14 protein-coding genes are annotated in these 12,068 nt (G+C 69.7%); 11 read left to right on the top strand and 3 right to left on the bottom strand.

Translation table 11 applies throughout. The features are described 5' to 3' along the window. The 6 genes from RX333_RS01960 to RX333_RS01935 all read left to right on the top strand — a co-directional run. A partial coding sequence (locus RX333_RS01960) for a hypothetical protein (RefSeq protein ID WP_316013230.1) occupies window positions 1-533 on the top strand: 533 nt, incomplete at its 5' end. Between the two features lie 41 nt (window positions 534-574). Continuing rightward, window positions 575-1,054 carry a MaoC family dehydratase gene (locus tag RX333_RS01955; RefSeq protein WP_316013229.1) on the top strand — a complete coding sequence of 160 codons (480 nt, stop codon included), beginning with the start codon at window positions 575-577 and terminating at the stop codon, window positions 1,052-1,054. Between the two features lie 66 nt (window positions 1,055-1,120). Further along, the gene (locus tag RX333_RS01950; protein ID WP_316013228.1) at window positions 1,121-2,350 is read left to right on the top strand and encodes an acyl-CoA dehydrogenase family protein; all 1,230 of its coding nucleotides are present in this window, start codon (window positions 1,121-1,123) and stop codon (window positions 2,348-2,350) included. Further along, window positions 2,347-3,003 carry a histidine phosphatase family protein gene (locus RX333_RS01945; protein ID WP_316013227.1) on the top strand — a complete coding sequence of 219 codons (657 nt, stop codon included), beginning with the start codon at window positions 2,347-2,349 and terminating at the stop codon, window positions 3,001-3,003. Before RX333_RS01950 ends, RX333_RS01945 begins: the two co-directional genes overlap by 4 nt. Next, entirely contained in the window at window positions 2,984-3,991 is a 1,008-nt protein-coding gene (locus RX333_RS01940; RefSeq protein ID WP_316013226.1) for a phosphotransferase family protein, read from the top strand. Before RX333_RS01945 ends, RX333_RS01940 begins: the two co-directional genes overlap by 20 nt. Beyond that, window positions 3,988-4,929: a nitronate monooxygenase family protein gene (locus RX333_RS01935; protein WP_316013225.1), complete on the top strand. Its 942-nt coding sequence runs from the start codon at window positions 3,988-3,990 to the stop codon at window positions 4,927-4,929. Before RX333_RS01940 ends, RX333_RS01935 begins: the two co-directional genes overlap by 4 nt. Before the next feature lie 62 nt (window positions 4,930-4,991). On the opposite strand, the gene RX333_RS01930 is transcribed toward RX333_RS01935, so the two are convergent. After that, window positions 4,992-6,065 (bottom strand): alcohol dehydrogenase family protein, encoded by a 1,074-nt coding sequence (locus RX333_RS01930; RefSeq protein ID WP_316013224.1) that lies wholly within the window; start codon window positions 6,063-6,065, stop codon window positions 4,992-4,994. Between the two features lie 70 nt (window positions 6,066-6,135). Between RX333_RS01930 and RX333_RS01925 the strand changes: the two genes are divergently transcribed. The 5 genes from RX333_RS01925 (at window position 6,136) to RX333_RS01905 (ending at window position 10,198) form a co-directional block, all read left to right on the top strand. Beyond that, entirely contained in the window at window positions 6,136-6,654 is a 519-nt protein-coding gene (locus RX333_RS01925; protein WP_316013223.1) for a TetR/AcrR family transcriptional regulator, read from the top strand. 69 nt (window positions 6,655-6,723) lie between these two features. Continuing rightward, the gene (locus RX333_RS01920) at window positions 6,724-7,116 is read left to right on the top strand and encodes an MAPEG family protein (protein WP_316013222.1); all 393 of its coding nucleotides are present in this window, start codon (window positions 6,724-6,726) and stop codon (window positions 7,114-7,116) included. Window positions 7,117-7,175: 59 nt separating this feature from the next. After that, a complete protein-coding gene (locus RX333_RS01915) occupies window positions 7,176-8,360 on the top strand; it encodes a CoA transferase (RefSeq protein ID WP_316013221.1) in 1,185 nt (394 codons plus the stop codon). A gap of 142 nt (window positions 8,361-8,502) precedes the next feature. Further along, window positions 8,503-9,954 carry an IMP dehydrogenase gene (gene guaB, locus RX333_RS01910; RefSeq protein ID WP_316013220.1) on the top strand — a complete coding sequence of 484 codons (1,452 nt, stop codon included), beginning with the start codon at window positions 8,503-8,505 and terminating at the stop codon, window positions 9,952-9,954. A gap of 79 nt (window positions 9,955-10,033) precedes the next feature. Beyond that, on the top strand, window positions 10,034-10,198 hold the full coding sequence (locus RX333_RS01905; protein ID WP_316013219.1) for a hypothetical protein: 165 nt from the start codon (window positions 10,034-10,036) through the stop codon (window positions 10,196-10,198). Window positions 10,199-10,276: 78 nt separating this feature from the next. Here RX333_RS01905 and RX333_RS01900 read toward each other — a convergent pair whose 3' ends face one another. Together RX333_RS01900 and RX333_RS01895 are read right to left on the bottom strand one after the other, a co-directional pair. Next, a complete protein-coding gene (locus RX333_RS01900; protein WP_316013218.1) occupies window positions 10,277-11,086 on the bottom strand; it encodes a metallophosphoesterase in 810 nt (269 codons plus the stop codon). Continuing rightward, on the bottom strand, window positions 11,083-12,030 hold the full coding sequence (locus tag RX333_RS01895) for a diacylglycerol/lipid kinase family protein (RefSeq protein WP_316013217.1): 948 nt from the start codon (window positions 12,028-12,030) through the stop codon (window positions 11,083-11,085). Before RX333_RS01895 ends, RX333_RS01900 begins: the two co-directional genes overlap by 4 nt. Window positions 12,031-12,068 lie beyond the last annotated feature (38 nt).

Genomic DNA, 12,068 nt, shown 5'->3' with positions numbered 1-12,068 from the left:
TCGACCTGCCCGACATCCCGCTCGACCGCGCGCAGCTCTCCGCCGTTCTGCCGGGCTATCCCGGCCGCGATCCGGGGGAGAGCGACGCCGCCCACCGCTTCCGCCGCGAGCGCGATGCCGCCCATCTCGACGGGCTGCTGCCCGAGGGCCCCGGCCGCCGCCGCCATCTGCGCGAGATCCACGCCTACATCCTCGGCATCGCGCTGACCCATCATGAGCCCGACGCCGCGCCCTTCGTGATCTGGGAGGGCAGCCACGAGGTGATCCGCGCCATGCTGCGCGCCCACCTGCCGCACGACCCGGCGGACTGGGGCGCGGTCGACCTGACCGAGCCCTACCAGGCCGCGCGACGCGAGGTCTTCGAGACCTGCCGCCGCGTCGAGCTGCCCGCCGCATTCGGAACCGGCTATGTCGCCCACCGCCTCAGCATCCACGGCACCGCGCCGTGGCGGGCAGGCGACGCCCCGCAGCGTCTCATCGCCTATTTCCGGCCCGATGCTCCCGATCCGCTGGACTGGCTCGCCGCCCCCTGATTTTCTGCTTCGTCCGAAATATCCCCGCCGGAGGCTTTGACATGACCGTTCCGCACCGCCGTTCCCTGCCTGTCGCCACGCTGCAGGCCTGCATCGGGCAGGAGGTCGGCCTGTCCGACTGGATCGCAGTCGGGCAGGACCGGATCGACGCCTTCGCGCAAATCACCGAGGACGATCAGTTCATCCATACCGACCCGCAGGCCGCCGCCGCCACGCCATTTGGCGGCACGATCGCGCATGGGTTCCTGACGCTCTCCCTCCTGTCCGCGATGGCCTATGATGCCGTGCCGGTGCCAGAAGGGGCGGCGATGGGAGTCAATTACGGTTTCGACCGGGTGCGGTTCCTTAGCCCGGTGCGGGCAGGCGCGCGCGTGCGGGGCCGCTTCGTCCTCTCGGCGCTCGACGTGACCGGGCCCGAGATCACCCAACGCCTCGCCGTCACGGTGGAGATCGAGGGCGCGGACAAGCCTGCACTTGCCGCCGACTGGATCACTCGCAGCTACCTTTCGCCCGGCGGTTGACCCCACGGCCCCCTTGACCCTGCCTGCCGTGGCGTCACTCTGCGGGGAAAAGATCGGGAGGATGACATGGATCTGGGTGTGACCGCGCGGGTGAAACCGCTGATCGAGCAGGTGCGCACGATGGTGCGCGAGGAGATCGCGCCGCTGTCGGACGAGTTCCTGAGCCTCGTGGGCGAGGGCGACCGCTTCACCTACACGCCCCGCCAGACCGAGATCCTCGAAGGGCTCAAGGACCTCGCGAAATCGCGCGACCTGTGGAATTTCTGGCTGACCGACAGCGAGCGGGGCTACGGGCTGACCACCGTCGAATACGCCTACCTGGCCGAGGAGATGGGCAAGGAGCACCTTGCGGCGGAGGTCTTCAACTGCTCCGCCCCCGACACCGGCAACATGGAGGTGTTCGAGCGCTACGGCACGCCCGAGATGAAGGAGCGCTGGCTCAAGCCCCTCTTGGCGGGGGAGATCCGCTCGGCCTATGCGATGACCGAGCCGGATGTCGCCTCCTCGGACGCCACCAACATGGCGATGACCTGCGTGGCCGAGGGCGACGAGTGGGTGCTGAACGGCGAGAAATGGTGGATCTCCGGCGCGGGCGACCCGCGCTGCGCGGTCTACATCGTCATGGTCGCCACCCCGTCCGCCGATCGGGGGCGTCACCAGCAGCACTCGATGGTCGTGGTCCCTGCCGACACCAAGGGCATCGAGATCCTGCGTCCCATGCAGGTCTACGGCCATGACGACGCGCCGCACGGCCACATGCATATCCGCTTCACCGACGTTCGCGTGCCAAAGGACGCGATGCTGCTGGGCGAGGGGCGCGGGTTCGAGATCAGCCAGGGCCGCCTCGGGCCGGGGCGCATCCACCACTGCATGCGCGCCATCGGGCAGGCGGAGAAGGCGCTGGAGCTGATGTGCCGCCGCTCGATCCAGCGCGAGGCGTTCGGCAAGCCGCTCGCCCGTCTGGGGGCCAATTTCGACATCATCGCCGAGGCGCGCATGAAGATCGAGCAGGCGCGGCTCCTGTGCCTCAAGGCCGCCTGGATGATGGATCAGGGCGATCCGCGCGCCGCGGCCCCGTGGATCAGCCAGATCAAGGTCGTGGCCCCCCGCGTGGCACTGGAGGTGATCGACGAGGCCGTGCAGATGCATGGCGGCGCGGGCGTCAGCCAGGACACGCCGCTCGCCGCCGCATGGACCCATGTGCGCACGCTGCGCCTCGCCGACGGGCCGGACGCGGTGCACCGGCGACAGGTCGCGCGGGCCGAGCTCAAGCCCTATACCAACCAAGCGACATGAGCGCGGTGCTCACGCTCGTCCGCCACGGGCAGGCGAGCTTCGGCACCGAGGATTACGACCGGCTCAGCCCGCTGGGGCACGAACAGGCCGGTTGGCTGGGTGGCTACCTCGCCGCCCACGACCTCAGCTTCGACCGGGCGTATCGCGGCACGCTGCGCCGCCATCGGGAGACGGCGGAAGGCATGGCCCGCGCCGCGACGCTGCCCGAGCCGCAGGAGGACGCGCGCCTGAACGAGCTGAATTTCGAGGCGCTGGCGGGCGAGTATCTCGCCGCCACCGGCTCGACCGCCATCACTTCGCGCGCGGGCTTCCTGCACCATTTCCCCGAGATCTTCGCCCAGTGGGCCGACGGGAAAATCTCCAACGACGGCGAGAGTTACGAGGCGTTCCGCACCCGCGTGCGCCAGGCGCTCGACGCCGCCATCGCCGATGGCGGGCAGACGCTCTTCGTCACCTCGGGCGGCGTGATCGGCACCGCCATCGCGCAGGTGCTGGGCCTGCCGCCGCGCGGCGCCGCCGACCTGATGGTCAACATCCACAATGCCAGCGTGCACCAGCTGGTGGCAGAGGAGGGGCGCGTGCGCCTGTCGCTCTTCAACGCCAGCCCCCATCTCGACCCGCAGGAGAGACGCCATGCAAGAACGTATATCTGAGATCGCCCCCTATCTCGAAGCGCACGTGCCGGGCTTTCGCGGGCCCGTCACCGACATCGCGAAGACCGCGCAGGGGCAGAGCAATCCGACCTTCATCCTGACCACGCCCACGGGCCGCTACGTGCTGCGGCGCAAGCCCGAGGGCGAGCTTCTGAAATCCGCCCACGCCGTAGACCGCGAGTTCCGCGTCCTCTCCGCCCTGCGCGGCACCGGCGTCCCGGTCCCCGAGGCATTGCACCTATGCGAGGACGACAGCGTGCTCGGCACCATGTTCTACGTGATGACCTTCGTGGAGGGGCGGACTTGGGTCGATCCGCGCCTGAAGGACGAGAGCAACGAGACGCGCGCGGCGGTCTATGACAGCATGAACGCGACGCTTGCCGCCCTGCATTCCGTCGACGTGGACGCGGTGGGCCTCTCCGACTACGGCCCGCCCGGCAACTATTTCGAGCGGCAGGTTGCCCGCTGGACCAAGCAGTACCGCGCGAGCGAGACCGAAACCCTGAAACCGATGGAAGACCTGATCGCCTGGCTCGACGCGCAGACCCCGCCCGAGGGGCCCGCGCGCCTCGTGCACGGCGACTGGCGCATCGACAACCTGCTCTTCGACGGCGCGGGCCGGGTGAATGCCGTGCTCGACTGGGAGCTGTCGACGCTGGGCCACCCGCTCGCCGATCTGGGCTCGCAGATCATGCAGTGGCAGTTGCCGCCGGGGGCCGAGGGGCGGGGGTTGATGGGCGTGGACCGCGCGGCCCTCGGCCTGCCTTCCGACACCGAATATGCCGAGCGCTACGCCGCCCGCGCCGGTCTGGCGGAGGTCCCCGACCTCGACTACCCGGTCGCCTTCGCCTTCTTCCGCATGGCGGCGATCATCCAGGGGGTCAAGAAACGCGCGCTCGACGGCAATGCCTCGAACCCGGAAGCGGGTTTGAAGATGGGGGCTTACGTGCCGATGTTCGCGCAGGCGGCGCTGGCGAGGCTCGCATGATCGGCAACCTGCGACTGCCCGTCGTCGGCGCCCCGCTCTTCATCATCTCCAACCCCGCGCTGGTCATCGCGCAGTGCAAGGCGGGGATCGTCGGCAGCTTCCCCGCACTCAACGCAAGGCCGCAGAGCCAGCTCGACGAATGGCTCCACGAGATCACGGAAGGACTGGCCGCGCATGACCGCGACCATCCCGACAGCCCCGCCGCCCCGTTCGCGGTGAACCAGATCGTCCACCGCTCCAACGATCGGCTGGAGAAGGATCTGGAGACCTGCGCGAAATACAAGCCGCCGATCACCATCACCTCGCTGGGCGCGCGGACCGAACTCAACGACGCGGTCCACGGATGGGGCGGCATCACGCTGCACGACGTGATCGACGACCGTTTCGCGCGCAAGGCGGTGGAGAAGGGCGCGGACGGCCTGATCGCGGTCGCCTGGGGCGCGGGCGGTCATGCCGGGCGGCTCAGCCCCTTCGCGCTGGTTCGCGAGATCCGGGAATGGTTCGACGGGCCGCTGCTGCTCTCGGGCTCGATCGCCACGGGGCAGGGCGTGCTGGCGGCACAGGCGATGGGCGCCGACTACGCCTATATCGGCTCCCCCTTCATCGCGACGGAGGAGGCGCGCGCCGCCGAGGCCTACAAGCAGGGCATCGTCGATGGCCGCGCCGCCGACATCGTCTATTCCAACCTTTTCACCGGCGTGCACGGCAACTACCTGCGCGCCAGCATCGAGGCGGCGGGCATGGATCCCGACGACCTGCCCGAGGGGGACGTCAGCACCATGTCCTTCGGCTCCGACCGCGAAAAGCCCAAGGCGTGGAAGGACATCTGGGGCGCGGGGCAGGGCATCGGCGCGGTGGACGCCGTGCGCCCCGCCGCCGATCTGGTGGCGCGGCTGGCCGAGGAATACGCGGCGGCGCGGGCGCGGCTGTCCGTCTAGGCGCTGGACGCGGCGCGACCGAGATCGGCCCGACCGGGCCTTCGCCCGGTCGCGCCGGTCGGTCAGGTCGCGACCCGGATCCCGATCTTGCCCATGTGGGATTTCGCGAGGAACGCCTCCTGCGCCGCGCGCAGCTCCCGCAGATCGTAGGTTTGCGCCACCATCGGGCGCAGCCGCCCCTGCGCGATGTAGCCGACGAGGTCCGAGAACACCTCGGGTGCCTGCCGGGTGCTGCCGATCAGCGTCAGGTCCTTGAGGTAGAGCGTCCGCAGGTCCAGTTCGACGATCGGCCCCGCGATCGCGCCGGAGGTCACGTAGCGGCCCTCGGGGCGCAGCGCCTCCAGCAGCGCGGGCCAGCGACCGCCGCCCACGAGATCGAGCACGACGTCGAACCCATCGCTGCCGTAATCCGCCTCCCGGTCGAGAACCGCATCCGCCCCGAGCGCCACGAGGTCGGCCATCTTGGCCGGGCTCGTCACTGCGGTCACATGCGCTCCGCGCAACTTGGCGAGCTGGACCGCCGCCGATCCGACGCCACCCGACGCCCCGGTGATCAGCACGCGTTCGGTCCCGAGCCCGGCCCGCTGGATCATGCCCTCCGCCGTCGAGAACGCGCAGGGAAAGGACGCGAGCTCCACATCCGTGAGCGGGCTGTCGATGGGCAGGGCATTCACCGCCTCTGCCGTGGTATACTCGGCAAAGGCGCCATCGCGTTCGGAGCCGAAGGTCACCATCTCGCTCTCCGCCGCACCTGCCGGGCGGTACATCGGGCGCAACATCACCCGCTCCCCGATCCGCGCCGGATCGACGCCCGCGCCGACCGCCACGATCTCTCCGCAGCAATCCGCGCCCTGGATGCGCGGGAAGGCGAGGGCCCCCGACCAGCCGCCATCCGCGTCGGACGCGCCGTCATAACCGGTGGCGGCGGCCGAGTTCGTGTCGCCGCGCACCGCCTTCGAATACCAGCCGGTGCGCGTGTTCACGTCCGTGTTGTTGACCGCCGACGCGCCCACGCGGACCAGCACCTCGCCTGCGTCCGCGTGCGGAACGGCCACGTCCTCGCGCCATTCCAGCCGATCGAGCCCGCCGTGGCCGGTCAGGACGATCGCCTGCATCTCATCAGGCAGCGCACTCATGTCTCTCTCCTCGCAGGTAGAATGTTTGCTCTACTTGCGCAGGTAGAACGATCCCTCTACATCGTCAACCATGTCGGACACGATGCAGAAGATCTCGACGGGCCTGGAGCGGGCCTTCGCCGCGGGCGGCTTCGCCGAACCGAGTGTCGAGACCTTGCGCGATGCTGCCGGTGTCAGCCTGCGCACCCTCTACAAGTACACGCCCTCGCGCGGCGACATGGTGCTGGCGGCGTTGGAGAACCGGCATCGCCGCTACCTCGCACGGGTGTTCGACGACCTGCCCGAGGCGTCCGACGCGGCGCTCGACGCCATCCTGGACCGCGTCGCCGACTGGATGCGGACCGAGACCTCGCATGGCTGCCTGTTCCACGCCGCCGTCGCCGCCGATCCGGCCAGTCCCGCGTTGCGCGACCTGCTCGAACGCCACAAGGCCGAGGTCGCCGCCCGTGCCAATGCCGCCTGCGGCTTGCCGCCAGAGGATCTCGCGCTCACCCTGGTGATCGAGGGCCTGACGCAGACCTGGCCGCTCGCCTCGGACGCCGCACTCGACGCGTCGCGCCGTCTCGCCCGTCCCCTCATCACCGGCTGAGGCGGCTTGCCGCGCGACGCCGGTGCGGGCACTCTGCGCCCCGTCTGCCACGCCGATCGGAGCCGCCCCATGTCCGCAATCGCCACCGTCGCCTTCTATGCCGGGCTAAACGGCCTCGTTTTCCTCTGGCTCTTCGTACGGGTCATGCAGGTGCGCCGGGCCGAGAAGGTCTGGATGGGCGATGCCGGCAACAAGCGCCTGATCCGCGCCCAGCGCGGGCAGGGCAATTTCGTCGAGATCGTCCCCTTCGCCCTGATCCAGATGACCCTGATGAGCGCGCTCGACACACCGGTCTTCGTCCTGCACCTCTTCGGGATCGCGCTCACCCTGGGCCGTGTGCTGCACGCGCGGCATTTCACGCAGAACGACGCGCCGGGCTGGCAGCGCATGTACGGCACGATCCTCAGTCTCACGGTCATCCTGCTCGGCAGCCTTGGCCTGATCGCGCACGCACTGATCTGACCGGCCCTTCAAATCCCGCGCGCGACCCCGTAGGCAGAGGGCAGGGGAGGACCAGCATCATGGCAGCACTCGACGGCGTGAAGGTGATCGACCTGACCCGCGTTCTGGGCGGACCTTTCGCCACGCAGTGGATGGGCGATCACGGGGCGGAGGTCATCAAGATCGAGCCGCCCCAGGGCGACGAGACCCGCCACTGGGGCCCCCCGTTCGAGGAGGAGAGCGGCGCCGCCTCCTACTTCCTCGGCGTCAACCGCAACAAGCGCGGCATGGTCCTCGACCTGCGCCAGGAGGCGGGGCGCGAGGTGCTCTGGCGCCTGCTCGCCGACGCGGACGTTCTGGTCGAGAACTTCAAGCCCGGCGGGATGGAGAAATGGGGCCTCGGCTACGACGCGCTGGCCGAGCGCTTCCCGCGCCTGATCCATTGCCGCATCTCCGGCTTCGGCGCGGACGGCCCGCTGGGCGGCCTGCCGGGCTACGACGCCGTGGTGCAGGCACAGGCGGGGCTGATGAGCGTCAACGGCGATCCGGGCGGCGAGGGGATGCGCCTCGGCATCCCGCTGGTCGACATCTCCACGGGCATGAGCGCACTGATCGGCATCGCGATGGCGCTCTACGAGCGGGAGAAGTCGGGCCAGGGCCAGTTCCTCGACCTCACCCTCTACGACGTGGCGGTCAGCCTGCTGCACCCGCACGCGGCCAACTGGTATCTGGGCGGCAAGGTGCCCGGCCCCTCGGGCAACGCGCATCCCAACATCACGCCCTACGACATGTTCCCCACGGGCGGCGCGCCGATCTACATCGCCGCCGCCAATGACGGCCAGTTCGCCCGGCTCTGCGCCGTGATCGAGGCGGAGGCGCTGCTGGAGGACACCCGCTTCGCGGACCATCCCGCCCGCAACCGCAACCGCGACGCCCTGCGCGCGGCGCTCCTCCCTTACCTTGCCGCGCATGACGGCCAGACCCTCGCCGCCGACCTGATGGCGAAGGCCGTGCCCGCAGGCCCCGTCCTCACCGTGCCGCAGGTCATGGAAGATGCGCACACGCTCCACCGCGCGATGGCGGTCGAGGCTCGGGGCCTCAGGACCACCGGCAACCCGGTGAAGATGAGCCGCACGCCCCCCGATGCCACGCGCCGCCGTCCGCCCCGATTCGGCGAGCACACGCGCGAATTGCTGGCCGAGGCGGGCTACGATGCCGACCGGATCGCGGCCCTGCTGGCCGAAGGCGCGGCCCGCGAGGGCTGATCCCCCTTTCGGCTTCGAGGCAAATATCCTCGCGCGGTAGCGCGAAACCGCGTCCGGGGTGCGACGGGGGCTTCCCTTCGCAGGCGCGGCGTGAAATAGAGCCTGAGGAAACGCCACCCATCCCCGGTCAGGAGTTTCCGCGATGGACATCCGCCCCGCCCTCACCTTCGACGACGTCCTGCTGGTTCCCGCCGCCTCCGAGGTGCAGCCCGCCGACGCAGATCCGCGCACGCAGGTCACGCGCTCCATCGCGCTGAACATCCCGCTGCTGTCGAGCGCGATGGACACCGTGACCGAGCGCAAGATGGCCATCGCCATGGCGCAGGCGGGCGGGGTCGGCGTGCTCCACCGCAACCTGACGGTGGAGGAGCAGTCGAAGCAGGTCCGCGCCGTCAAGCGGTTCGAGAGCGGCGTGGTCTACAATCCCAAGACCCTGACCCCCGACATGACCCTGCGCGAGGCGCGCGAGCTGCAGGAGCGCTACCGCATCACCGGCTTCCCGGTGAAGAACCCCGACGGCACGCTGGCGGGCATCCTCACCAATCGCGACATGCACTTCCGCGACGATGACAGCATCCCGGTGTCGGAGATCATGACCCGCGACAACCTCGCCGTGCTGCGCGAACCGGCGGACCGGGAAGAGGCCAAGGCCCTGATGCGCGACCGCCGCATCGAGAAGGTGCTGATCGTCAACGACAAGGGCGTGCTGACCGGCCTTCTGACCATCAAGGATATCGAGCAGGCGGTGCTGAACCCGATGGCCTGCAAGGATGAGCTCGGCCGCCTGCGCGTCGCCGCCGCCTCCACCGTGGGCGACGCGGGCTTCGAGCGGTCGATCGAGCTGATCGAGGCGGGCTGCGACCTGGTGGTGATCGATACGGCGCACGGACACTCCTCCGCCGTGCTCGACGCCGTGGCGCGGGTGAAACGCGAGAAGCCCGACGCGCAGGTCGTCGCGGGCAACGTGGTGACGGGCGACGCGACCCGCGCGCTGATCGACGCGGGTGCTGACGCGGTGAAGGTCGGCATCGGGCCGGGCTCCATCTGCACCACCCGCATCGTCGCGGGCGTCGGCGTGCCGCAGCTGACCGCCATCTCCGACTGTGCCAAGGCCGCGGGCGACGTGCCGGTCATCGCGGACGGGGGCATCAAGTTCTCGGGCGATTTCGCCAAGGCGATCGCCGCGGGCGCATCCTGCGCGATGGTCGGCTCGATGCTGGCGGGCACGGACGAGGCGCCGGGCGAGGTCATCCTCTACCAGGGCCGCAGCTTCAAGGCCTATCGCGGCATGGGCTCGGTCGGCGCGATGGCCCGCGGCTCGGCCGACCGGTATTTCCAGAAGGACGCAGCCACCGACAAGCTGGTGCCCGAAGGGATCGAGGGCCAGGTCCCCTACAAGGGCGCCGCTGGCGCGGTGCTGCACCAGCTCGTCGGCGGGCTGCGGGCCGCGATGGGCTATACCGGCAACCGCACGGTCGCGGACATGCGCGCGCGCTGCCAGTTCGTCCAGATCACCAATGCGGGCCTGGGCGAAAGTCATGTGCACGACGTCCAGATCACCCGCGAGGCCCCGAACTACCGCGCGACGCGGTGAGGGGCGGCTGAAGCAGAGGAGTCGCCGCGCGTCGTCAGTTCAGTGCTGGATCGCAAAAGGCGCAAGGCAGGCGCGCGCAATGACTCACATCTTCGACATGCAACTTGGCAAGGTGCAGATCCCGGTGGAAATGCCGGAATGGGAAGACCGGTACATGAACCCCGAGCGGGGCGAGGAGGGGGCCGGGGTCCGGTTCTTCCCCTCCTATAGCGCGACCGATCTCGATGCCGCAGAGCCTGGCTGAGAAATCCCCGCAGCCATCTGGCCGACCCGATGTCGCCGAGTCGCCTTCCCGGCACCGCCCGCGGTCGTTCCCACCCGCCTACCGCTCGATCCGGTCGCCCGAGCGGGTCCAGCCGGCCTCGCCCATGTCGTATCGGACCGCGGCCGCCTCCACGAAGCGGCCGCCCTCGGCGACCATGCGCGTCACCGCCACGCCCTCCGCGTCGCAATCGACGATGGCGAAATCGTTGGGGTTGCCGCGCCGCCGCGTGGACAGGCCCGTGCCGCAATGCAGCTGCAGCGTCATGTTCGCGCCCTTGCGCCGGGCGAAGGGCTCGACGAGCCATTGGTGCAGGTGGCCCGACATGATCACGTGCGGACCGCACTGCGCCCAATGCTCCAGCGCGTCCGCGGCGCCGAGCATCAGCTTCTTCTCGACATCGGGCGACTGGTGGAACGGGTGGTGCGCCACGATCACCACCAGCGACCCGTCCGCCGCGCGGATCGCCTCGCCGATCCGCTCGATCTCCTCGGGGCTGACGATCCCGCGCTGATGCGAATGCGGATCGGCGGTGTTCAGTCCGACCACCTGCACCCCGGCGAGGCTGGCGCGCGGCTGCAGGTCGGTGTCGATCCACCGCTTGTAGGCGCGGAACGGATCGATCAGCCGCAGCGGCAGGTTGAACAGCGGAATGTCGTGATTGCCCGGCACGCCCAGCCAGGGCCGCCCCAGTCCGGCCATGAACTCCGCCGCGTCGGAGAACTGCGAGGCGCGCGCCCGCTGCACGAAATCGCCCGCCATGATGACGAGGTCGGGCGCGGCCTCGCCGATCGCCTGCGACAGCGGCTCCAGCAGGTCGGGATCAACGGTTCCGAAGTGAAGATCGCTGATCTGGACAAGTCGGGTCATGCGGCCTCTCCCGTCTCGTTGGATGTCTGCGGGACCTTCACGGTCAGGGCATCCTGAAGGATGGTGAACTCGAACGGGGCCTGCATCTCCTCGCGCTCACCGTCCACCGCGACGAGTTGCCGGTCCTTGTCCATCGAGACGACCGCCCGCTCGCCGGTGCGCAAGCTGTAATCCTGCCCGCTGCGCACGCCGCGAAAGGCCACCTTGATCGCCTTCCAGGCCAGCGCGAACCGCCCGCAATCGGGCGCGAGGTAGAGCGCGAATTTCCCCGCCCGCACCGCGTCGGCCCCCTCCAGGTCGAACTCGTCGAGCTGATAGGCGCTGATTGCCACGAAGACGGTGGAGCTGCGCGCGCGCCGCTCGGTCCCGTCGACCTCGATCCGCATTGGAATGTGCCGATAGGCCGTGGCCATCGCCACCAGCACCGACCAGTAGGCAGCGAGGCGCGAGCGCCCCCAGCGGTCGTAGATGCCCTCCCGCACCTTCAGGATCGTGGGGTAGAGCCCGATGCTCGCATTGTTGATGAAGGCCCGCCCGTTGACGCAGCCGACGTTGAGGCTGCACGTTCCATCGCCGCAGATCGTCGCGACCGCGTCCTCCAGCTCCTCGGGGATGTCGAGTCGGCGGGCGAAATAGTTGAACGTGCCCAGCGGCAGGACGCCCAGCGCGATGTCCCGCCCGGCGAGCGCACCCGCGACCGCGCTGATCGTACCGTCGCCGCCAGCCGCGACCACGCAGGTCACGCCCTCCCGCCCGACCGCCTGCTCGATCGTGTCCGCCATGCCGTCGCCGCCCGACACGGTGAGGATCTCCACCTGCGCGCCCTGCGCCTCGAAGGCGGCGCGCACCTCGTCTGCGGAGGGGTTCTCGTCATCCTTGCCGGAGCCTCCGTTGTAGACCACCACGTAGCGTGCCGGGGAGGGGGATGTGTCGGAGGGTGTCATGCTGTCCGCCATTATGAGAGGGGTGTCAGGCCTTGAAA

This window comes from Roseobacter sp. HKCCA0434 (assembly GCF_032464675.1).
GTDB lineage: Bacteria > Pseudomonadota > Alphaproteobacteria > Rhodobacterales > Rhodobacteraceae > Pontivivens.
Note: the sequence above shows the minus strand (reverse complement) of the source record. Positions and strands in the feature narration are given on the sequence as shown.

Excerpts from the sequence above, each read along its gene's own strand:
- RX333_RS01955 (WP_316013229.1), top strand. The coding sequence starts at position 575 with ATGACCGTTCCGCACCGCCGTTCCCTGCCTGTCGCCACGCTGCAGGCC.
- RX333_RS01950 (WP_316013228.1), top strand. The coding sequence starts at position 1,121 with ATGGATCTGGGTGTGACCGCGCGGGTGAAACCGCTGATCGAGCAGGTG.
- RX333_RS01945 (WP_316013227.1), top strand. The coding sequence starts at position 2,347 with ATGAGCGCGGTGCTCACGCTCGTCCGCCACGGGCAGGCGAGCTTCGGC.
- RX333_RS01940 (WP_316013226.1), top strand. The coding sequence starts at position 2,984 with ATGCAAGAACGTATATCTGAGATCGCCCCCTATCTCGAAGCGCACGTG.
- RX333_RS01935 (WP_316013225.1), top strand. The coding sequence starts at position 3,988 with ATGATCGGCAACCTGCGACTGCCCGTCGTCGGCGCCCCGCTCTTCATC.
- RX333_RS01930 (WP_316013224.1), bottom strand. The coding sequence starts at position 6,065 with ATGAGTGCGCTGCCTGATGAGATGCAGGCGATCGTCCTGACCGGCCAC.
- RX333_RS01925 (WP_316013223.1), top strand. The coding sequence starts at position 6,136 with ATGTCGGACACGATGCAGAAGATCTCGACGGGCCTGGAGCGGGCCTTC.
- RX333_RS01920 (WP_316013222.1), top strand. The coding sequence starts at position 6,724 with ATGTCCGCAATCGCCACCGTCGCCTTCTATGCCGGGCTAAACGGCCTC.
- RX333_RS01915 (WP_316013221.1), top strand. The coding sequence starts at position 7,176 with ATGGCAGCACTCGACGGCGTGAAGGTGATCGACCTGACCCGCGTTCTG.
- guaB (WP_316013220.1), top strand. The coding sequence starts at position 8,503 with ATGGACATCCGCCCCGCCCTCACCTTCGACGACGTCCTGCTGGTTCCC.
- RX333_RS01905 (WP_316013219.1), top strand. The coding sequence starts at position 10,034 with ATGACTCACATCTTCGACATGCAACTTGGCAAGGTGCAGATCCCGGTG.
- RX333_RS01900 (WP_316013218.1), bottom strand. The coding sequence starts at position 11,086 with ATGACCCGACTTGTCCAGATCAGCGATCTTCACTTCGGAACCGTTGAT.
- RX333_RS01895 (WP_316013217.1), bottom strand. The coding sequence starts at position 12,030 with ATGACACCCTCCGACACATCCCCCTCCCCGGCACGCTACGTGGTGGTC.